Origin of the sequence: Corallococcus exiguus (assembly GCF_009909105.1) — a bacterium.
Lineage (GTDB): Bacteria > Myxococcota > Myxococcia > Myxococcales > Myxococcaceae > Corallococcus > Corallococcus exiguus.
Window position 1 is genome coordinate 284,795 of sequence record NZ_JAAAPK010000005.1, and the last position, 21,464, is coordinate 306,258.

Sequence of the window (21,464 nt, forward strand, 5' to 3'; positions counted from 1 at the left end):
GCCGCCCCATGCGCGAGTCGTGGACAGGTGGGACGAAGCTCCTGGCGGCGGCGAGCCTCGCGAGCGCGGTGGGCTTCCTCTTCGTCATGGACGTGGGGCCTCGGGAGGCGCGGCTCGTCACCAAGGCGCTGCCCATGGTGTGCCTGCTGCTGTGGCTGTGGCCCGCGCAGGGGCGCTATGCGCGACTCATCTTCGCGGGGCTGGCGCTGTCGCTGCTCGGCGATGTGCTGCTGGAGGTGAGCCCGGACCTGTTCCTTCCGGGCCTGGGTGCCTTCCTGTTGGCCCACGTGGGCTACACCGCCGCGTTCGTCTCCGTGACGCGGCGACTGGCCCTGCTTCGTGCCCTGCCCTTCCTGCTCCTGGCCGTGGGCGCCACCGTGGCGCTGTGGCCGGGCTTGGGCGGGATGGCGCCGCCGGTGACGGCCTATGTCGCCGTCATCTGCTCCATGGGCTGGCGCGCGGCGGCCATGATGAGCGCTCCGGAGCTTCCCCGGCATGAGCAATGGCTGGCATTCCTGGGCGCGCTGCTGTTCTCCGCCAGCGATGGGCTGCTCTCCATCCGGCTCTTCGTCACGCCCCTGCCCGGCCTGGGCTACGCCGTCATGCTGCTGTATTGGGCCGCGCAGTTCTGTATCGCGGCATCCACGCGGGTGGCGCACGCTCCAGCCGCGATGCCTATATCCTCCAGCAGTCTCACCTGACTCCTGGAGGCATCCATGTGGCGTTCCCTGTGTGTCACGGCGGTTTGTGTTTTCGGTCTCACGGCTTGCGGCGGTAGCACCGACGCGGACGTGGACCTCGGTTCGCAGGAGCAGGGCCTCGCGTGCGAGGCCGGCACCGGCGCCTGCCCGGGCACCACCGTCTGTGCCTATACCGGCCCCGGAGATGAGGGGCTCTGCCGCCCTGCCTGCATCAACGGCACGTGTTCCAACAGCCAGACCTGCTGCACCCAGCCTGGCGGCGCGCCGTACTGCAACAGCTTCTGTTACTGATTGCCCAACACCACTGGAGACGGAGCGCCCCACGACGCTCCGCCTCCGGCGGGCACGTCGAAACTACTGCAGCACGCCGATGGTCTCCGCGCGGTCCACGGCCTCACCCTTGGTGGTGTAGCCGGAGTACCAGCCGGTCAGGTTGCTGCCGGACTGGTCATACTGCATATGGACGTGGGCACCCGTGGCGTTGCCCGTACCGCCCTCGTTGCCCACCTGGCAGCGGTTGCACGTGCGGTCGTACGAGTCCGCCGTCTTGATGAAGTGCCACAGGCGGAACGTCTTGCCGTTGGAAAAGGCGTGCTTCGCCTCGTTCTGCGTGCCGCTGCCCGTGCCGTTGCAATAGACGCCCGAGGTACGGACGGTCACGTTCCAGGACAGGGACGCCATCACGCCCGTCTCCACGCCCCAGTAGTTGCAGCGGCCGCTGGAGATGTCCACCGCGCCGTGGAACGTGCCGCTGGAGTAGTTCGTCGTCGCCGTGACCGTGCCCGGGAAGGGCGACTTCACCGTGTACGAGTACGCAGCCGCGACCGAGGGAAGCGCGAGGGCCAGGATGGCCGCGAAGGCCTTCTTCTTCATGTGACGCATCGGGGGTGTTCCTTTCGGGCCGGCGGGTCCGGCCCCATGAGGTGCCGCTCAACGGACCTGTTGCTGCCACTGCTTCTCTCTCAGGAGCAGGCCCCACTCCTGAACGCCTGATTCCAGGGCGCGGATCCACGCGTCGATCTCCGGCGCCATGCTGGGGTCCACGCTCCGCAGCTTGCGCAGCTCCGGCACGGCGTCCGCGAAGCCCAGCTCCGCGATGCCCTGCACCAGCGCCTTGCGCACTCCCGCGTCCCGCTCGCCCCGGTACATACCCACCAGCGCCTCGCGCGCGGGCGCCATCTGCGCCGCCGGCACGCTGCCCAGCGCGAGCGCCGCCGAGCGCCGCACGTCCGCGCTCTCGTGGCCCAGCATCCCGAGCAGCTTCTGCCCCGCCTCCGGCCCCATCTTGCGCGTGTCCAGGGACTCCAAAATCTTCGCCGTCACCTTCGGATCCGTGGACGCCGTCGCCGCGTTCACCGCCATGTCCGTGGCCGGGCCGTGATGGGCGGAATAGACGTGCTCGTTGTCCTCGATGAGGTTCTTCGCCGCCTCCATGCGGACCTCTGGCGAGCCGTCGCGCATGAGCCGCTCGTACATGTCCCCCGTCTTCTCCAGCGCGCCGGTGCGACGCATGGCGCGGACGGTGGCGGCGCGGACGGACGGGTCACGGTCCTCCAGCGCGCGGCGGGCCACGGTCTGGATGGCGTCCTTCTCCGCCTCGCGCTCACTGCGCGCCACCAACGCCGCGGCCAGCTGCTCCACCATCACGGGGTCGGTCTCCCGGTCGAACGCCGCGTGCAGTTCGCCTGAAGGCAACGACACGGCGGCCTCGCGCAGCACGGCCTGGAGGTAGTCGCGGTAGGCCTTGGAGCTGGAGCCCATCCCCTGGCGGAGCTGATCCATCAACCCACGGACCGAACAGCTCTCTCCCTGCAACGCCGGCTTCGCGGCGGAGGGCGTGGACTGAGCGGTGACGACCGGGGACGCGAGCATCAGCGTCAGGCCCCCGAGCGCGCGAAGACCTTGGAGGTAGCGGGGCATGCCGGGGGCTCCTAGTTGTGGCGGTCCATGCAGCCGAAGGGGTTCTGGTCCGGCAGCTCGTTCCAGACGCGGATGAAGTCGACGTTGCCCTGGGCGTAGAGCGTCTCGAAGATGCCGTAGAGCGGCTGGAAGCGCGGATCCACGGTCGCCATGTTCGCCATCACCGGCAGGGCGTCCCGGCCCGCGACGCGCGCGGAGAAGCGGAACAGCGCCCAGCGCACGCACACGGATTGCTCGCGCTGGAAGGCGTCCGTGAACGTCTTCAGCACGTTCTCCTTGTCGGAGGACATGGCCAGCACCTGCGCCGCCGCGTCCCGGCCGTCCTCGTTGCCCTCGCTGCGCAGGATGCGCTCGAAGCGGGCCGTGGCCTTCGCGTCCAGCACGGGCGAGTTGTGCAGCGGCGCCGTCTGCGCCAGGTGGCGAATCTGCTCGTCCGGCGCGTCCGTGGCGATGGTGATGAGCCGGTCGAGGTACGGCGACGCGTCGCCCAGGTTCTCCGACTCGCGCGCCATCACGCGGCCCAGCGTGCGCGTGGCGGCCCAGCCCGCCTCGGTGGACGCCGGGTCGCGCGCGAAGTCCGCCATCCGGTCCATCGCGTCCGGCGTCAGGTGCTTCTGCGTGTCGAGCGCGGAGAGCATGCCCGCGCGCCGCTCGATGGGCAGCCCCTTGTCCAACCCCGCCTCCAGCAGCCGCGCGGCGACCTGCGGCTTCTGCACCGCGTCCGACTCACGCAGCCCGGACAGCAGCACCTGGAACGCCGCGCCCTGCGCGTCCCGGGCCCAGTCCACCACCTGCCCCGCCTTCTTCGCGTCGTCGCCAATCAGCTCCGCGAGCTTCGACTTCAGGTAGTCGCGGACGAGCGGATCCTTCGACGCGAGCAGCGGCGCGGCCCAGTCGCGGAACGTCTCCAGCGTCACGCCGTCGTTGAAGCGCGCCAGCTCCGGGAAGCACGTCTGGTCCGAGAAGCGGCGCTCCGCGGCCTCCGCCTCCTCCACGCCAGCCGCCGCCGCTCCCCCGCCCGCACTCCCGCCGTGCGAGCCTCGGGACTGTGTGGCTTTGACGGGGGCCGCCACCGCCGCCGGCGCTCGTGCGTCGTCACCGCCACGCCACATCAACCCCACGGCCGCCAACACGGCCACCAGGCCCGCACCCGCCCATCCCCAGGGGACACCCCGTGCTCGCGAAGGACCGGATGCGGGCGTCTGGGTCGGAGTGGAAGGGACCATGGGAATCCAAATAACCATGGATTCCTTGTTTCAATCAAGGAAAACAGATTTATTGGATTTTTACTGAAACTCGCTTCCTTCACTCTCACGAATCCATCCGATGACCGCTCGCGTCACGAGAACAGTGCCTGCGTTATGGAACTGCTCACGCGGCTGACGCACTTCGTGTCGCGGCGACGCAATGACTCTCCGCGCGCGTGTGCGAGTGGATGTCACATGGCGTTGAAACCTGCGCCCGTCTGCCTTCCTGCCCCCCAAGGTCAAAACAGACACGCCTCTGACGGAGGGGCGTGAAGTGTCCGCGATTCAGTGTCCGTGTATGATTTCGGCCCGTGGTGGCAGGGCCGGGGGGCTGTAGCCAGCGCATGGATGCACCGGGCGGAGGTGTCCGGGTCGCGCCATGGCTGTGAATGCGTCGCGGGAAAAGTGGCCGGACATGATGAAGAACGAAGCAGGTGCCGTGCGGCGGGAGCCTCCCGCGGTGGGCGTAACGGGTGTGTCCTCGGACCTCGCGGACCGGACACAGGCCGCGGACGTGGAGTCGCTCTTTGGAGCCGCTCCGGCGCCCGTGGAGCCGCCGTCACGTTCCAACACCGGGTCCTCGTCCACCTGGGACGGGCCGTCGCGTCCGGGCACCGGTGACACCGGTGACACCGGCAACAACACCAGTCCGTCCATCCAGGGACACGCGCTGCGCCCGGGCATGCGCCTGCAGCACTACGAGCTCATCCGCGAGCTGGGCTCCGGCGGCATGGGCACGGTGTTCCTCGCGCGCGACGTGCGGCTGGGACGCCGGGTGGCCATCAAGTTCCTGCACAGCGAGGACGCCGACATCACCCGGCGCTTCATCCTGGAGGCGCGGGCCACGGCGCGGTGCAGCCACGAGAACATCGTCATCATCTACGAGGTCGGCGAGTTCCCCGGCGGCCCGTTCATGGTGCTGGAGTACCTGCAGGGCAAGCCGCTGACGAAGGTGCTGGGCAACCAGCGCCTGCCGCCTGCGCGCGCGGTGGAGCTTATGGTGCCGGTGGTGCGGGCGCTGGAGTGCGCCCACGAGCAGGGCATCGTCCACCGCGACCTCAAGCCGGAGAACATCGTGGTGACGGACTCGGGCGCCATCAAGGTGCTCGACTTCGGCATCGCCAAGGTGCTCCAGGGCGACGAGCCCGTGGAGGCGCCCGCGGGCGGCCCCCAGGCCCAGCCGCGGCTGCACTCGGTGGAGGGCATGGGCGAGGACGTGTCCAACCTCACCCGCAAGGGCGCCATCATGGGCACCATGGCCTTCATGTCCCCGGAGCAGTGGGGCATCGGAGTCGCCGTGGACAACCGCACGGACATCTGGGCCGTGGGGTTGATGCTGTTCCGCATGCTCGCCGGCAAGCACCCGTTGGATCCGCTGCGCGGTCCGCAGCTGATGGTCACGGGCATGCTGGATGAGCCCATGCCCCTGCTCAGGACCATGGCGCCGGATGTGCCGCAGGAGCTGGCGGCCGTCGTGGACCGCTGCCTGCTCAAGCGCAAGGAGGACCGCTACCCGGACGCGTCCTCGCTGCTGCGCGCGCTGGAGCCCTTCCTCCCCGGCCGCATGAGCCGCGAGCTGCGCGTGGACGAGAGCCCGTACGCGGGCCTCAGCTCCTTCCAGGAGGCGGACGCGGACCGCTTCTTCGGCCGCACCCGTGAAATCGCCGCGCTGGTGAACCGCATCAACGACCGGCCGCTCCTCGCCGTGGTGGGCCCGTCCGGCACGGGCAAGTCGTCGTTCGTGCGCGCGGGTCTGGTGCCCGTGCTCAAGCGGTCCGGAACGCCGTGGGAGGCGTTGGTCATCCGCCCCGGCCGCAGTCCGCTGTCGGCGCTGGCCAGCATCGTCGCGCCACTGATGAGTTCGTCCACCACCATCGAGGACGACCTCCAGGAGCAGCAGCGCGTGGTGGAGCGGCTGCGCGCGGAGCCCGGCTACGTGGGCAACGTGCTGCGCAGCCGCGCTCGCCGGGAGAAGCGGCGCATCCTGCTCTTCATCGACCAGTTCGAGGAGCTCTACACGTTGGTGCCAGACGTCCAGGACCGGATGGCCTTCACCGCGTGCCTGTCCGGCATCGCGGACGACGCGACCACGCCCATCCGCGTCATCCTCTCCATCCGTTCAGATTTCCTGGACCGCGTGCCGGAGGACGAGCGCTTCATGGCGGAGCTCAGCCAGGGGCTCTTCTTCCTCACCGCGCCCGCCCGCGAAGGCCTGAAGGACGCGTTGGTGCAGCCCGCGGAGCGCGCGGGCTACCAGTTCGAAAGCCCCGCCATGGTGTCCAGCATGCTGGAGCACCTGGACGCATCCCAGGGCGCGCTGCCCCTGTTGCAGTTCGCGGCCACCCAATTGTGGGAGGCGCGCGACGTCACCAACCGCCTGCTCACGGAGAGCGCCTATCAGGCCATGGGTGGCATCGCCGGCGCGCTGGCCAGCCACGCGGACAGCGTGCTGGAGAGCCTGTCCACGCAGGAGCGCACGCTGGTGCGCGCGCTCTTCCTGCGGCTCGTTACTCCGGAGCGCACGCGCGCCATCGTGTCCCTGGACGAGCTGCGCGAGCTGACGAAGGACACGGGGGAGATGCAGCGCCTCATCGACCACCTGGTGCAGGCGCGCCTGCTGGTGGTGCAGACCGGTGGCGGCGCCACGGGCGCCACGGTCGAAATCGTCCACGAGTCGCTCCTGCACAGCTGGCCCACCCTGCGGCGCTGGCTGGACGAGGGCCAGGAGGACTCCGCGTTCCTGGAGCAGCTGCGCAACGCGGCCCGGCAGTGGCAGGGCAAGAACTTCGACGCGCACCTGCTGTGGCGCGGCGAGCTGGTGGAGGAGGCCCAGCGCTTCCAGCGGCGCTACCGGGGAGAGCTTCCCCAGTTGCAGCAGGACTTCCTCACGGCGGTGTTCGCGCAGGCCAAGAAGGGGCGCCGGCTGAAGCAGGTGCTGCTCATCGGCAGCGTGACGTTCCTGGGGCTCCTGGTCATCGCCGCGGTGGTGGCGCTCGTCGTCATCCGCAACGCGCAGCAGGAGGCCGAGAAGCAGGCCCAGGGGGCCCAGGCGGCGGAGATCATCGCGCGCGCCGCCGAGTCCACGGCCCGCAGCGCGGAAGTCGAGGCCAAGCAGCGGCTGGCCGAAGTGCAGGCCAAGGAACTGGAGCGCCAGAAGGCGCAGCAGGCTGCGGAGTCGGCCAACGAGCAGGTGGCGCTGGCCAACCAGGAGCTGCTCAGCAAGAACGACGAACTGGTGTCCGCGCTGAAGCGGGCCCAGGAAGCGCAGCTGCGCGCCCGGTTCGCCAAGAAGCGCGCCGAGGAGAGCGCCGACTCCGCGCGCGACGCCCGCGAGGACGCCCTCCGCGCGGCGGAAGAACTCTCCACGTTGCTCAAGCGGGAGAAGGAGCGCGTCTCCCGTCTGCAATCCCAGCTCGGCAGTCCGGTCATCGAGGTCCTGAAGTGAGAAGCATCTTGAACAGGGTGATGAGCAGGTCCGCGTTCGTGTTGTCGGTGCTGCTGGCGCTGGAGTCGGTGCCCGCGCTGGCGCAGGAGCCGGCGCCACGGACAGGCACCACGAAGACGTCCCGGGGCACGAAGAAGGCGGGCGCGCCGAAGACGGCGGGCACCCAGAAGAAGGCCACCGCTTCGAAGGCCACGGGCAAGTCCTCCGGCACGACGAAGGTGTCCGGCACGGGTTCCTCGAAGCGGCGGCGCAAGCCCACCGCCTCCGAGGCCACGCCGGCCCCCTCGGACGCGCCCCTCTCCGAGTCCCTTCCCATGCCCCCGCCGCCCACGCCAAAGGCCGTGGAGTCCCAGCAGGAGCAGGCCAGCAGCACGCTGGAGGGCTCACAGCCCGGCGCGGACGAGCGCCCCTGGGCGAAGGGCATCTCCAAGACGGATCAGGACGCGTCGCTCGCGCTGTTCGGCGAAGGCAACGCGCTCTTGAAGGAATCCATCTTCGTGCAGGCGGTGGAGAAGTACCGCCAGGCGCTGGCGCGCTGGGACCATCCGGCCATCCACTACAACCTCGCGCTGGCGCTGATGAACCTGGACCAGCCGGTGGAGGTGCACGAACACCTGGTGGCGGCGCTGCGCTTCGGACCGGCGCCGCTGGAGAAGGAGAAGTACGAGTACGCCCGCAACTACAAGACGCTGGTGGAGAAGCAGCTCGCGCGGGTGGACATCACCTGCGCCACGCCCGGCGCCACGGTGACGATGGACGGCCAGACGCTGTTCGTGGCCCCCGGCCGCTACGAGGGACTGGTGCGCCCCGGCGCGCACAGCATCTCCGCGACGATGGCGGGCTTCGTGCCCAGCGACCAGAGCCGCACGCTGCTGCCCGGTGAGACGACGGCGCTGGATTTGAAGCTCTTCACGTCCGACGACCTCATCCGCTACAAGCGCCGCTGGTCCGCCGCGATGCCCTGGCTGGTGATGGGCGCGGGCGTGGCCGTGGCGGGAGGCAGCACCTTCCTGCACCTCCAGTCCCGCGACCACTTCCGAGCCTTCGAGTCCGGCATCACCGAATGCGGAGGCTGCGTACCGCCCGCCGCCGTCGCCGACGAGCGCTCGCAGGGCAACCTGATGCAGACCGGCGCCATCGCCGGGTACGCCGTGGGCGGAGCCGTCATCGTCACCGGCGCGGTGCTCGCCGTCCTCAACCAACCCAAGCCGTACCGCATCGAACCGGGCCAGGAGGCGGTGACCGTGCAGGTCACTCCGCTCCTCGGCGCGGGTTCGGGCGGTGCCGTGGCCACGTTCCGTTTCTAGAGGTCCTCGCATGACACGCGTCTCCCCCTCTTCCATGGCGCGCGCCCTGCTGCTCCTGGCCGCGCCGCTCCTGCTGCTCTCCTCCTGCTTCCAGGCCACCACGGTGGACTGCCCCGCCGGGCTGGTGTGTCCGGACGGCCTGAAGTGCGCCGCGAACCAGGCCACCTGCATCTCCACGGAATGTGGCGACGGCGTCGTCCAGGACCACGAGCAGTGTGACGACGGCAACATCGTGGATGGCGACGGCTGTAGCCGCGACTGCAAATCCACCGAGACCTGCGGCAACGGCGTCGTGGACCAGGTCACGAAGGAGAAGTGCGACGACGGCAACACCCGGGACGGCGACGGCTGCAGCGCGGACTGCAAGTCCAACGAACTGTGCGGCAACGGCGTCACGGACACGGCCGTGGGCGAGAAGTGCGACGACGGCAACAACGCCAGCGGCGACGGCTGCAGCGCGGACTGCCTGTCCAACGAGACGTGCGGCAACGGCTACACCGACCCCACGAAGGGTGAGAAGTGCGACGACGGCAACACCGTCAGCGGCGACGGGTGCAGCGAGGACTGCCGTTCCCAGGAGAGCTGCGGCAACGGCTACGTGGACGTCGCCAAGGGTGAGAAGTGCGACGACGGCAACAACATCAACGGCGACGGGTGCAGCTCCGACTGCAAGTCCAACGAGACGTGCGGCAACGGCGTCCTCGACGTCATCAAGGGTGAAATCTGCGACGACGGCAACAACGTCAGCGAAGACGGCTGCAGCGCGGACTGCCGGTCCGCGGAAGGCTGCGGCAACGGCGTCCGCGACGGCGAGGAGCAGTGCGACGACAAGGGCGAATCCGCCACCTGCAACCTCAACTGCACCGTGCGCGTCTGCGGTGATGGCATCGTCAACCGGACCGCGGGCGAGGCGTGCGACGACAAGGGCGAGTCCGCCTACTGCAACGCCAACTGCACGCTGCGCGCCTGCGGCGACGGCGTGGTGAACACGTCCTCCGGCGAGCAGTGCGACAACCCCGGCCCCGTCAACAGCCCCGCCTGTGACGCGGACTGCACCATCGCCTTCTGCGGCGACGGCTTCACCAACATCACGCGCGGCGAACTGTGCGACACGGCGGGCAACTCCCGCACGTGCAACGCGGACTGCACGCCCGCGGCCTGCGGCGACCGGTACCTCAACACCGCCGCGGGTGAGCAGTGCGACGACGGGCCCAACTCCGCCATCTGCGACGTGGACTGCACCCCCGTGGCCTGCGGCGACGGCGTCACCAACACGGCGGCGAAGGAGCAGTGCGACGACGGCAACACGCGCGACGACGACGACTGCCTGGGCACCTGCAAGCCGAACATCTGCGGCGACAGCGTGATCAACGTCAACGGGCCGGACCGCCCGGAGTCCTGCGACGACGGCAACACCCGCACGGAGACCGCGTGCGACTACGGCACCGCCACCTGCCAGGCGTGCAGCGGCGACTGCAAGACGGCGCTCAATCTCCAGGGCAACGTCTGCGGCGACAACGTGAAGGACGCCACGAACGAGGCCTGTGACGACGGCAACACCGAGACCGAGGACGCCTGCCCCTACGGCACCGCCAACTGCAAGGTGTGCCGCTTCGACTGCAAGGAGAGCCTGTCGCGCACGGGCAACATCTGCGGCGACAACGCGAAGGACCCGGACCACGAGGCCTGCGACGACGGCAACACCAAGACGGAAGTCGCGTGCGACTATGGCCAGGCGAGCTGCCAGAAGTGCAGCGGCGACTGCCAGACGGCGCTCAATCTCCAGGGCAACGTCTGCGGCGACAACCAGCGGGACATGACCCACGAGGCCTGCGACGACGGCAACACCACCACGGAGACCTCCTGTCCCTATGGCGTGGCCAACTGCCAGACGTGCAGCGGCGACTGCAAGCAACTGCTGGCGGTGAAGGGCAACGTCTGCGGCGACGGCGTGGCGGACCTGGCCCACGAGACGTGCGATGACGGCAACACCACCACGGAGACCGCCTGCCCCTACGGCGTGGCCAGCTGCCAGCGGTGCAGCAGCGACTGCCAGACGCTCCTGACGCTCCAGGGCAACATCTGCGGCGACGGCAAGCAGGACCCCAGCTCCACGAACGAGGTGTGCGACGACGGCAACACGCAGACGGAGTCCTCCTGCCCCTACGGTCAGGCGAGCTGCAAGGTGTGCCGCGGCGACTGCAAGGAGCTGGTCTCCGTCACGGGCAACGTCTGCGGCGACGGCGTGCTGGACTCGGCGAACGAGGCCTGCGACGACGGCAACACCACCACGGAGACCGCCTGCGCCTACGGCACGGCGAGCTGCAAGCGGTGCAGCAACGACTGCCAGACGGTCCTCTCGCTCGAGGGCAACGTCTGCGGCGACGGGGTGGTGGACGCCAACGCCTCGAATGAACTCTGCGACGACGGCAACACCCTCGCCTGCGGCTCATGCAGCGCCAACTGCAAGGTGCAGACGCTCCAGGCTGCGACGGGCACCATCACGGCCACGGCGAGCTCGAACCTGGTCGACGAGGAGACGTTCACCATCAGCGATGGCATCAACACGCCGGTCACCTTCGAGCTGGACCGCGACAACAAGCTCAAGAACGCCGCCAACCAGCGGGTGGTCGTGGCGAACGGCACGCCCGCGACGCAGATCGCCCTCGTCATCCGGGACGCCATCAACGCGGTGGAGGAGCCGTTCGAAATCGGAGCGACGGTCGTCACCGGCTCCATCACCGTGAACGTCGCCCACAAGCTGAAGGGCTCCATCGGCAACCAGGCGATGACGGAGAAGGTCGGCAACAACAACTTCAAGGTGAGCGGGATGAACGGCGGCAGCGGCTACGACTGCCCCCAGGGCACGAAGTGCGTGGGCAACGAGGACTGCGCACTCGACCTGGTGTGTGGGGCCAGCAAGACCTGCGTCGCCGCCCCCTGAGCGGCTTCCCAGACGTGTGACGTCCCTCTTGAAACAGGGATGTCACACGCCTTGACGCGCCGGGCCATGTCTTGCGTCACACGCGGGCGGGCCCGGGGGCGCGAGTGGGGGAACGTGCGGTTGACTTCACCGTCGTGGGGGTGGTGAACCGGGCGGGCCCCGGGTAGTCGCGGGCCCGGTGGCCTTGCAGCGGTCGTGACCCTCGCTTGCCGCGTCTGGAGCCACATCCATGATGACCCCTCCCCGTCGTCACCGCCGGAGCCCCTGGCTCACGCGGTGGCATCCCCTTGTCGCCGTGGGCTTCGCCTCGGCGCTGGTCTCCTGCGCCTCCCCGGAAACACCCGCCGAAGTCCCCGCTCCCGCCGCGCCCGCAGTGGAGGACACCGCGCAGCGTGAGCAGGAGCTGCTCTCCTGGACGCTGGGCGCGAAGTACGACGCCACGCAGGCCAACATCAACTTCAACGTGTACTCGTCGCGCGCCACGCGCATCGAGGTGTGGATCTACAAGACGGCCCAGGGCGCGGGGCCCGCCGTGACGTACGAGATGACGAAGAACGGAACGACCAACGTCTGGTCGAAGAGCGTCTCCGTCGCCACGCTGAAGGCCTCTCCCCACCTCATCACCGGCACCGTCTATTACGGCTACCGCGCCTGGGGTCCCAACTGGACGTACGTCTCCACCTGGAACACGACGACCAACAGCGCGCATGGCTTCGGCGCGGACGTGGACTCCGCGGGCAACCGCTTCAACCCGAACAAGCTCCTGTGGGACCCGTACGCGCTGGAGCTGTCGCACGACCCCGTGAACCCCAGCAACGCGGACGGCACGGTGTTCGCGTCCGGTCCGTTGCACCGCTACAAGGACAGCGGCCCGTTCGCGCCCAAGGGCATCGTGCTCGCGCCGAACACCACGTCCACCGGCACCAAGCCCACGCGCGCCTTCAAGGACGACATCGTCTATGAGGTGCACCTGCGCGGCCTGACGAAGCAGGACACCGGCTCCGGGCTGGATGCCGCCTGCCTGGGCACCTACAAGACCGCGGGCCAGAAGGCCGCGCAGCTGGCGTCGCTGGGCGTGACGGCGGTGGAGTTCCTGCCGCTGCATGAGACGGACAACGGCAACAACGACACGGTCGCGAGCACCGCGGGCGACAACTACTGGGGTTACATGAACCTCAGCTACTTCGCGCCGGACCGCCGCTACGCGTGCGACCAGACGCCGGGTGGCCCCACCCGCGAGTTCAAGACCATGGTGAAGGCGTTCCACGACGCCGGCATCAAGGTGCTGGTGGACGTGGTCTACAACCACACCGGCGAGGGCGGCGGTTGGATCAACGGCGACCCCAGCACGTACAACGTCATGTCGTACCGGGGCCTGGACAACCCCACGTACTACAGCCTGACGAAGAACATGCAGTTCAACTGGGACAACACGGGCGTGGGCGGCAACTTCAACACGTTCAATCCCACGGCCCGCAACGTCATCCTGCATTCGCTGTCGTACTGGAAGGACACGCTGGGCGTGGACGGCTTCCGGTTCGACCTGGCGTCGGTGCTGGGCAACATCTACGAGCACGAGACGGACACGCACAGCGGCTACGAATACAACCGCGACAACGCGAACACGGCGCTCAATCAAATCACCACGCAGCTGGATCCGCGTCCGGAGGCGGGCGGCGCGGGCACGGACTTCATCGCGGAGCCGTGGGCCATTGGCGGCAATTCCTACCAGGTGGGCAACTTCCCGGCGAAGTGGCGGGAGTGGAACGGCGCGTTCCGCGACACCTTCCGCAAGGACCAGAACCAGCTGGGCGTGGAGAGCATCAAGCCGTCGGACCTGGCCACGCGCTTCGCGGGCTCGTCGGACCTGTACTCGGATGACGGCCGCAAGCCGGCGGCGTCCGTGAACTTCATGGCGGCCCACGACGGCCTCACCTTGAAGGACATCTACTCGTGCAACAGCAAGAACAACAGCCAGGCGTGGCCCTACGGCCCGTCCGACGGCGGCGAGGACAACAACCACAGCTGGGACCACGGCGGCAACGCGGCGCTCCAGCGCCAGGCGGCGCGCAACGGCATGGCGTTCATGATGCTGAGCGCGGGCGTGCCCATGCTGACGGGCGGCGACGAGTTCCTGCGCACGCAGTACTGCAACAACAACGTGTACAACCTGGACTCGGACAAGAACTGGCTGAACTACGCGTGGACCACGGACCAGTCCAACTTCCGCACGTTCACCCAGAACCTCATCGCGTTCCGCAAGGCGCACCCCGCGCTGCGCCCGGCGGAGTTCTACAAGACGAACGACAACAACGGGAACGTGATGGAGCAGCACCGCTGGTTCAAGCCGGACGGCTTCGTTCCGGACGCGGCCTACTTCAATGACCCGAGCCAGCATGCGCTGGCCTACCGCATCGACGCGACGGAGTTCGGTGAGACGGCGGTGAACGCCATCTACGTCGCGTACAACGGCTGGTCCGCCAACGTGAACTTCCTGCTGCCGTGGCCGGGCACCGGCAAGCAGTGGTACCGCGTGACGGACACCTGCTCGTGGGCCGAGGGCGCGAATCAGGTGGTGCTCAACCCGGGCAGCACGAACCTGATTGGCGGCGAGGCCACGAGCTACGGCCTGTGCGGCCGCGGCGTGCTGGTGCTGGTGGCCAAGTAGCGTGAAGGCCGTGGAGGACCCGGCGCTCCCTTGAGGCCGGGCCCTTCGCGTTGGAGTGGGCGAGGAGGCGGACGCTGGCGGGCCTTGATGCCCGTGGCGGGCCCCGCCAGGGACGGAGCGCCATCCTCCCGGCATGGAACGCCACTTCAAGGATGGACGGTTCGAGTTCGCCCGCCTGGGATTGCTGGGCGCCGCGTACCGGGGGCTCTCCGACGCGGGAGAGGTCCTCGTCACGCTGGATGGGATTCCGGACGGGGACAGTGTGGCGTGGGTGCGGGAGTTCATCGCCCTGGCTGAGCGGCTGGAGCGCCAGGCCCACGCCAGCGCCGCCAGCGGACATCGCGCCAGTGCACGCTCGGCGTTCCTGCGCGCGAGCACCTACTTCCATGAAGCTTCCGCCTGCGCGCCCGGCACCTCGCGGCCGGAGCGGTTCCGCGCGCTGTGGCCGCGGCACCGGGACTGCTGGGACCACGCGGCCGCGCTGTTCGAGCCGCCTGTCGAACGGGTCTCCATTCCCTACGAAGGCACGTCGCTGGAGGGGTACTTCTTCCGGCCGGTGGGGGGCAATGGCGCGCGAAGGCCCACCGTCATCCTGAACAACGGCAGCGACGGGCCGGTGACGTCGATGTGGAAGGGCGGCGGCGCGGCGGCGGTGGAGCGCGGCTGGAACGCGCTGACCTTCGACGGGCCGGGCCAGGGCGCGGCGCTGCACCGGCAGGGGCTGCCCTTCCGCGCGGACTGGGAGCGCGTGGTGACGCCGGTGATGGACTGGCTGCTCACTCGCGCGGAGGTGGATCCCCAGCGAATCGCGCTGCTCGGCGTCAGTCAGGCGGGCTACCAGGTGCCTCGCGCGGTGGCGTTCGAGCACCGCGTAGCGGCGGCGGTCGCGGATCCCGGCGTGATGCGGGTGGGGGATTCGTGGCGCGAGCACCTGCCTCCGGAGATGACCCGATTGCTGGACGCGGGAGAGAAGGAGACCTTCGATGCGTTCATGGCCGAGGGACTGAAGGACCTCCCCGCCGAGCGGGCGGAGCTCCAGTGGCGCATGGCGCCCTATGGAACGCGCTCGCCCTTCGACGCGTACAAGGCAGCGGAGGCGATGCACCTGGACGCGGAGATACTCGCGCGCGTTGGCTGTCCAATGCTCATTACTTCGCCGGACCATGAGCAGTTCTGGCCGGGCCAGTCCGAGGAACTGCACGCCGCGCTGAAGGGCTCCACGCTGCTGCGCTTCACGGAGTCAGAGGGCGCCAGCTGGCACTGCGAGCCCGCGGCGCCAGCACTGCGGGACGAGCGCGTCTTCGACTGGCTGGAGCGGACGCTGCACACCGCGCACGCGTGACGGCGGGCCGGTATAAGGCCGCCATGGCCCAGGACGACAGCGCGGTGGTGAAGCGGCTCCAGCAGGAGGACTCGTTCGAGAAGGAGACGTTCGAGGGGTTGGACCTCCAGCACGTCGACTTGGGTGACAAGGAGTTCTACCGGTGCACCTTCGTGAACTGCGAGCTGCAGGAGAGCCGGTGGAAGGAAGCGCTGCTGGAGGCGTGCATGTTCCAGGGCTGCAACCTGACGCGCGCGAACTTCAACGCCATCCGGCTGAGGGACGTGCGCTTCGAGGGCTCGAAGCTGATGGGCATCGACTGGACGGGCGTGGCGGCGAACCCGGAGGCGAACTTCGAGGAGTGCGCCATGCCCTACAGCTCGTTCGTGGGGCTGAGCCTGCGCCAGACGTCCTTCGTGCGCTGCGTGGCGCGGGAAGCGAACTTCTTCGACATGGACCTGACGGACGCGGACTTCACCGGCGCGGACCTCACCGGCAGCAACTTCCGAGGCTGCACGCTGACCCGGACGGACTTCTCCGGGGCCACGGGCCTGGTGCTGGACCCCGCGCGCAACAAGCTGAAGGACACGCGCATCCCGCAGGACACGGCGATGTCCGTGGTCCATGAGCTGGGCATGCGCGTGGAGGGCTACCACGCGAAGCCAGCGGGACGCGGCGGGGCGAAGAAGACGGGAGCGAAGCGGTGAGGGATGGCACCCCGTTCGACCCGGTCGCCGTCGCGCGGATCGCGGTGATGGTGAGGACGGGGCGCATCGGGCTCCAGCGGCTCATCGCCTGGGCGGATGCGTGGGTAATGAAGCTGGACGCCCCACCGCTCTGGTTGCTGGAGCTGTGCACGGTGCCCGGGATCGACAGGGCGCACGGGTTGCTCCTCGACATGCCGGGCCTTGCGCAGCTGGCCACTGTCGAGGAGCGGGACGTGGAGGACGCGGACCACCTGGCGAGCCTGTTCCTTCGCCACCGTGACGGTTCCATCTCCTGGGGTGACTTCCTCCTGCGGGCAGGCGAGTACCTGGATGGCAAGAGCGGCCACCGGCAGTGCGAGGAGTTCTACATGCAGCTGAACCTGCTGGAGCGCATGGGGTTTCCGGAAGCCCTGGTGCAGGCCCAGCGCGAGGACATCGAGCGCAGCCTCGTGGATGCGCTGGAGCGGATGGAGGCCTCCCACCGGCGGTTCGAAGCGGAAGCGCGCGGGGACTAGGAAGCCCGTCCCGCCAGGCGGCGGCAGGCGGAGGACTTCACCGCGAGGTACACGCGCAGGCCCGGTGCGATGTGCAGCTCGCGCACGGCGGCATGCGTGAGACGGACCACCCAGCGCACGCCCGTGACGTCCACGTGGGTCGCGCACTCCCCTGCCCCCGCGTCCTCCAGCTTCGTCACCGTGCCTTCGAGCACGTTGCGCGCGGAGACGCCGGTCAGCGGTCCGGTGGACAGGAGGATGTCCTCGGCGGGAATGGCATAGGCGGCGCGGGCGCCCAGGGGCAGCTCCGGCGCATCCGGCACCCAGAGGGACAGGCCGTCCGTGACTCGCAGCCGCGTGCCTCCGGATTCGGGATGCTCCAGCGCGCCTTCGAGAATGTTCTCCTCGGGCTCACCGGTGAGCAGTCCTCGCGCCACCGTGCCCAGCACCGTGTCCGCGTGGCCTACGGCCTTCACCGCGCCGCCGTCCAACAGGAGGGCCTCGCGGGCCAGGGCCCGTGCTTCACCGAGCTGATGGGTGACGTAGAGCAGGGGCACCCGGGCTTCGTCGCGCACTCGCAAGAGATACGGCAGCACGCGCTCTTTCAACGCGACGTCCAGCGCGGCCAGGGGTTCATCGAGCAGCAACAGTGCTGGGTCGGTGGCGAGCGCCCGCGCCAGGGCGACCCGCTGCTTCTCGCCACCGGACAGCGTCACCGGGTAGCGGTGCAGCAGCGGCTCCAGCTCCAGCAGGTGCACGGCTTCGTCCACGCGTGACGTCCGTCCGGCACGCACTCCGAAGCGCACGTTCTGTCCGGCGGTGAGGTGCGGGAAGAGCAACGCATCCTGCGGCACGTAGCCCATGCGGCGCGCTTCGGGCGGCACGTCGATGCCCGCAGCCGTGTCGAGCAGCACGCGGTCATCCACCACGACGCGCCCCGTGGCGCCTCGCCGCAGGCCCGCGAGCACCTCCAGCAGTGACGTCTTCCCGGAGCCCGAGCGCCCCAACACCGCCACCGACGCGGATGTGAAGCGCGCTTCGACCTCCAGCGTGAAGCGCGCCAGGGGCAGCCTGAGTGACAGCTCCATCACGGACGTGCGCCTCCTGTTCGCGTGGCGCCTCGTACGTCCTCCGCGGACATGTGGCGTCTCGAAGCCGCCGGCCCGGATTGCCTGGGCTTCACGCGAGCCCCCGCGCTCCGCGCCGCCGCGTCACCACTTCCGTCACGTACATGGCCCCGAACGCGAGCACCACCGAGACGCCCGCGAGCTTCAGCGCCTCCGCGTCCTGCCCCACCTGCGTGCGCTGGAAGATGGCCAGGGACAACGTCTGAGTGCTGCCTGGGATGTTGCCCGCCACCAGCACCGTCGCGCCGAATTCACCCAACGCCCGCGAGAACGCGAGCAGCGCGCCCGTGAGCACCCCGCGCCACGCCAGCGGCAACGTCACCCGGAAGAAGGCCCGCGTGCGCGTGTCCCCCAGCGTGCGCGCCACCGCCACCAGCCGGGGATCCACTTCCTCGAAGCCCGCGCGCGCGGAGCGCACCAGCAGCGGGAACGCCATCACCGCGCTGGCCAGCACCACCGCCTTTGGCGTGAACACCACCTCCACGCCCAGCGAATCCAGCATCCGTCCCAGCACAGAGTCCCGCGCGAGCAACTCCAGCAGCACCAGGCCCACCGCCGTCGGAGGCAGCACCAGCGGCAGCGCCAACAGCGTCTCCACCACGCCGCGCCCCGGGCCCTTCCAGCGCGCAAGCGCGTACGCCGCCGCCACGCCCGGCACCAGGATGAGCGCCGTGGACAGGGCCGCCACCGCCACCGTGAACAGCACCAGCCCTGTCAGTCCTTCGCCCATCACGGCGCGGGATGCCCCTTGCCCGCGTCGGGCATCCCGCCGCGAGTCCCGGGCGGGACGTTCTGGAGCACACCTGCATCCGGCGCCGCCTTCGCCGCGCTCGCGTCCAGGAAACCCAACCGGCGGAACTCCTTCCGCGCTCCTTCCGTCTGGAGGAAGCGCACGAACGCGAGACCGCCTTCCGGCGCCTTGCCCTGCGTCAGCGCCGCCGCCGGATACACGATGCGCGGCGCATCCCCCTCCGGCACCGTGAACACCACCCGGACCTTCTTCGATTGCGCCGCGTCCGTCGCGTACACCACGCCCGCGTCCGCCCTCCCCGCCTCCACCGCCGCCAGCGCGGCCCGCACATCCACCGCCGGAACCACGCGCGGCGCCACGTCCGCCCACACGCCCGCCTTCGTCAGCCATGCCTTCGCGTACACACCCGCCGGCACCGCCGCCGGCTCCGCCAGCACCACCCGCTTGAGCCCCTTCAGGCCCGCCGCTCCGGCGACCTTCACCGACGACTTCACCGGCACCACCACCACCAGCCGGTTGGACAGCAGGTCCACCCGCGAGCCCGCCTGCACGAGCCCTGCCCGGTCGATCCCGTCCATCTTCGCCTCGTCGGCGGAGAGGAACGCATCCGCCGGGGCCCCCGCGACCACCTGACGTGCCAGGTCGCTGGACGCCCCGAAGGCGAACCGCACCCGGTGCCCCGATGCCTGCTGGAACGCGGGCGCCAGCGCCTCGAGCGCGTCCGTCGTGCTCGCCGCCGCGAACACCAGCACCTCCTCCGCCCGCGCCGACGACACCGTCACCCACACCAGCAGCAACCCCCACCACGCACGCCGCATCGTCCGCTCCTCCCCGCCCCCGACCCCGCGCCGGACGCAGTCTTGAGCCTACAAGTTGACCCGCAGGCACCCCGCCGCTAATGAATACTCTGTGTCACGGAATATCCATAAAGAGGATGAAGCGCTCTCGAAGGACGTCGACCGGATGCAGGAGTTGATGTTCTCGCTGGGCCGTCGCCGTTCACTCCGTGATCCCATCGCCAGCACCTGCGAGCAGCTCCAGTTCACGCCGCCCCAGGTGCATGCCCTGCTGTGGCTGGGTCTGGACGACTCGCTCACCATGGGCGAGCTGGCCAAGCGACTGGGCGTCACCGAAAAGACCGTCACGGGCGTCGTGGACCGCCTGGAGCGCGAAGGCCACCTCGTCCGCGAACGCGGGGACACCGACCGGCGCATCGTGCGCTGCCGCCTCACCGACAAGGGCAAGCAGACCTTCGCCAAGCTCGACCGCTCCATGCACCGCGCGATGGGCGTGGTGATGGGCATGCTCGACCCTGACGACCGCCAGGCCCTCTTCCGCGTCCTGGAGAAGGTGCTCAGCAAGATGGACGCGCCCGCGCCCACGCCGGACACCGCGACAGGGACCTGAGGCCCTCAGCGCCCGCCCGGCGCCCGCGCCCACAAGAGGCGCGGGTGCAGGAGCAGCGCGAACGCCTCCCGCACCGTCCAGTACGCCCGGTCCCACCCGCGCATCCGCCCGGCGATGGGGGCGGGACTCGTGGCCACCTCCAGGCCCTCGCGCCGGAAGCACTGCCTCGCGCGCAGCAGGTGATACGGGTCGGAGACCACCACCACCCGGCGCGCCCCCCGCTCGCACAGCACGCGCGCGCTGAACCGCGCGTTGGCTTCCGTGGAGTGGCTGTCCTCCTCCAGCACGCACGCGGACGCGGGCACGCCCGCCGCCACCGCCAGCTCGCGCATCACCCGCGCCTCGGACGGCGGATGGGCGCCCACGCCTCCAGACAACAGCAGCCACGGCGCCACGCCCCGGCGATACAGCGCCACCGCGTGCTCCATGCGCGCCACCAGCGCGCCGGACGGCACACCTCCCGGCAACACCCGCGCGCCCAGCACCACCAGCACGTCCGCGTCCGTCACACGTTCGTGACGTCCAAACCGGTCCACCCACCAGGCCAGCCCGAACACGCCGCCCGTGAGGACTCCCGCGAACAGGAGCACCGCCCGGCGCGCACGTCCGGGTCTGGGAAGAAGGGCAAGAGGACGCACCGCCGGGAACCTAGTCCTGCACCGGACATCCCGCGGCCCCGCGAACACCTTCAGCGAGGCAGTGTGTCCGCGATAACAGGTTTCACGGTGTGGGTTGGACGAACGACCGGGTGAATTGTCGCGATGCGTATCGCCCGAGAGTGGGTCTCAAGACACAATGCGCAAGATGACCCGGCCGGGGTCCGAGACGAACCCGGAGCGGCCGGTGGGAGGCATACGGATGGATGTCAAAGGCGTCGCATTCCTGGCACGGCAGACCATGGCGGTGCAGGCCTTCGGCGAACCGGCATGGAAGGCCTTCCTCGCGGAGCAGGCGAAGCGAGACCCCATCTTCGGGCAGCTCATCATGCCCGTGTCGCGCATCCCGGCGGACGCCTTCCTGCGCTTCAACGAGGCCATGACCCAGCGCTTCTACGGCGGCGACACCAAGGCCTACTGGCAATACGGCATCAAGTCCGCCGAGTACGCGCTGGGCCAGGGCCAGCTCAAGACGATGTTCGGCAAGGACGACTTCCGCCGCTTCGCCCTGTTCACCCCTGGCATCTGGAAGGGCTACTTCACCGAAGGCGAGCTGACCGCGCAGTTGCAGGGCGACACCGTGGAGCTGCGCATCACCGGCGTGCCCCGGCCGCACATCTACTTCGAGCTCGCGGTGATGGGCTTCGCCGCCGGAGGCCTCGCGTACCTGAGCGGCCGCAAGGAGATCCACCACGAGGTGATGAAGGGCTTCAGCAAGGGGGACATGGAGGTCCTCTACCGCTTCACCCTGCCCACCCCGGCTTGAGCC

The 21,464-nt window shown here is 69.5% G+C and carries 18 protein-coding genes; 11 read left to right on the plus strand and 7 right to left on the minus strand.

The window, feature by feature from the left end:
• Positions 1 to 8 precede the first annotated feature (8 nt).
• Together GTZ93_RS21305 and GTZ93_RS21310 are read left to right on the plus strand one after the other, a co-directional pair.
• A complete protein-coding gene (locus GTZ93_RS21305) occupies positions 9 to 701 on the plus strand; it encodes a lysoplasmalogenase (protein WP_139919425.1) in 693 nt (230 codons plus the stop codon).
• A gap of 15 nt (positions 702 to 716) precedes the next feature.
• Positions 717 to 992 (plus strand): hypothetical protein, encoded by a 276-nt coding sequence (locus GTZ93_RS21310; RefSeq protein ID WP_139919424.1) that lies wholly within the window; start codon positions 717 to 719, stop codon positions 990 to 992.
• 63 nt (positions 993 to 1,055) lie between these two features.
• On the opposite strand, the gene GTZ93_RS21315 is transcribed toward GTZ93_RS21310, so the two are convergent.
• From GTZ93_RS21315 to GTZ93_RS21325, 3 genes are read right to left on the minus strand one after another with little or no spacing between them, the layout of a single operon-like run.
• On the minus strand, positions 1,056 to 1,583 hold the full coding sequence (locus GTZ93_RS21315; RefSeq protein WP_139919423.1) for a hypothetical protein: 528 nt from the start codon (positions 1,581 to 1,583) through the stop codon (positions 1,056 to 1,058).
• A gap of 48 nt (positions 1,584 to 1,631) precedes the next feature.
• On the minus strand, positions 1,632 to 2,621 hold the full coding sequence (locus GTZ93_RS21320) for a HEAT repeat domain-containing protein (RefSeq protein WP_139919422.1): 990 nt from the start codon (positions 2,619 to 2,621) through the stop codon (positions 1,632 to 1,634).
• An 11-nt stretch (positions 2,622 to 2,632) separates the two neighbouring features.
• A complete protein-coding gene (locus GTZ93_RS21325) occupies positions 2,633 to 3,847 on the minus strand; it encodes a hypothetical protein (protein WP_139919421.1) in 1,215 nt (404 codons plus the stop codon).
• Positions 3,848 to 4,283: 436 nt separating this feature from the next.
• Here GTZ93_RS21325 and GTZ93_RS21330 point away from each other — a divergent pair, with 436 nt between their 5' ends.
• The 7 genes from GTZ93_RS21330 (at position 4,284) to GTZ93_RS21360 (ending at position 16,775) form a co-directional block, all read left to right on the plus strand.
• Complete coding sequence (locus tag GTZ93_RS21330; RefSeq protein ID WP_257979262.1) at positions 4,284 to 7,313, plus strand: nSTAND1 domain-containing NTPase; 3,030 nt, start codon at positions 4,284 to 4,286, stop codon at positions 7,311 to 7,313.
• Positions 7,314 to 7,333: 20 nt separating this feature from the next.
• Complete coding sequence (locus GTZ93_RS21335; protein ID WP_161662955.1) at positions 7,334 to 8,620, plus strand: peptidase associated/transthyretin-like domain-containing protein; 1,287 nt, start codon at positions 7,334 to 7,336, stop codon at positions 8,618 to 8,620.
• A 10-nt stretch (positions 8,621 to 8,630) separates the two neighbouring features.
• Positions 8,631 to 11,564, plus strand: a complete 2,934-nt coding sequence (locus GTZ93_RS21340; protein WP_139923805.1) for a DUF4215 domain-containing protein — start codon at positions 8,631 to 8,633, stop codon at positions 11,562 to 11,564.
• A gap of 229 nt (positions 11,565 to 11,793) precedes the next feature.
• Entirely contained in the window at positions 11,794 to 14,232 is a 2,439-nt protein-coding gene (locus tag GTZ93_RS21345; RefSeq protein ID WP_139923000.1) for an isoamylase, read from the plus strand.
• Between the two features lie 133 nt (positions 14,233 to 14,365).
• On the plus strand, positions 14,366 to 15,574 hold the full coding sequence (locus tag GTZ93_RS21350) for an alpha/beta hydrolase family protein (RefSeq protein ID WP_139923002.1): 1,209 nt from the start codon (positions 14,366 to 14,368) through the stop codon (positions 15,572 to 15,574).
• Between the two features lie 23 nt (positions 15,575 to 15,597).
• A complete protein-coding gene (locus tag GTZ93_RS21355; RefSeq protein WP_121752859.1) occupies positions 15,598 to 16,260 on the plus strand; it encodes a pentapeptide repeat-containing protein in 663 nt (220 codons plus the stop codon).
• Complete coding sequence (locus tag GTZ93_RS21360; protein ID WP_139923004.1) at positions 16,257 to 16,775, plus strand: hypothetical protein; 519 nt, start codon at positions 16,257 to 16,259, stop codon at positions 16,773 to 16,775. The genes GTZ93_RS21355 and GTZ93_RS21360 overlap by 4 nt, the downstream gene beginning before the upstream one ends.
• On the opposite strand, the gene modC is transcribed toward GTZ93_RS21360, so the two are convergent.
• From modC to modA, 3 genes are all read right to left on the minus strand, one after another.
• Positions 16,772 to 17,842 (minus strand): molybdenum ABC transporter ATP-binding protein, encoded by a 1,071-nt coding sequence (gene modC, locus GTZ93_RS21365; RefSeq protein WP_139923006.1) that lies wholly within the window; start codon positions 17,840 to 17,842, stop codon positions 16,772 to 16,774. The two genes, GTZ93_RS21360 and modC, sit on opposite strands and share 4 nt — an antisense overlap.
• A 91-nt stretch (positions 17,843 to 17,933) precedes the next feature.
• A complete protein-coding gene (gene modB / locus GTZ93_RS21370; protein WP_139923008.1) occupies positions 17,934 to 18,611 on the minus strand; it encodes a molybdate ABC transporter permease subunit in 678 nt (225 codons plus the stop codon).
• Entirely contained in the window at positions 18,611 to 19,450 is an 840-nt protein-coding gene (modA, locus tag GTZ93_RS21375) for a molybdate ABC transporter substrate-binding protein (protein ID WP_261778713.1), read from the minus strand. The genes modB and modA overlap by 1 nt, the downstream gene beginning before the upstream one ends.
• 145 nt (positions 19,451 to 19,595) lie before the next feature.
• On the opposite strand from modA, the gene GTZ93_RS21380 reads away from it, so the two are divergent.
• Positions 19,596 to 20,039, plus strand: coding sequence for a MarR family winged helix-turn-helix transcriptional regulator (locus GTZ93_RS21380; protein WP_167548304.1), 444 nt, complete (start codon positions 19,596 to 19,598; stop codon positions 20,037 to 20,039).
• Between the two features lie 5 nt (positions 20,040 to 20,044).
• On the opposite strand, the gene GTZ93_RS21385 is transcribed toward GTZ93_RS21380, so the two are convergent.
• Positions 20,045 to 20,629, minus strand: coding sequence for a YdcF family protein (locus GTZ93_RS21385; RefSeq protein ID WP_257979575.1), 585 nt, complete (start codon positions 20,627 to 20,629; stop codon positions 20,045 to 20,047).
• A 268-nt stretch (positions 20,630 to 20,897) separates the two neighbouring features.
• Here GTZ93_RS21385 and GTZ93_RS21390 point away from each other — a divergent pair, with 268 nt between their 5' ends.
• Positions 20,898 to 21,461, plus strand: a complete 564-nt coding sequence (locus GTZ93_RS21390; RefSeq protein ID WP_120581650.1) for a hypothetical protein — start codon at positions 20,898 to 20,900, stop codon at positions 21,459 to 21,461.
• Positions 21,462 to 21,464 lie beyond the last annotated feature (3 nt).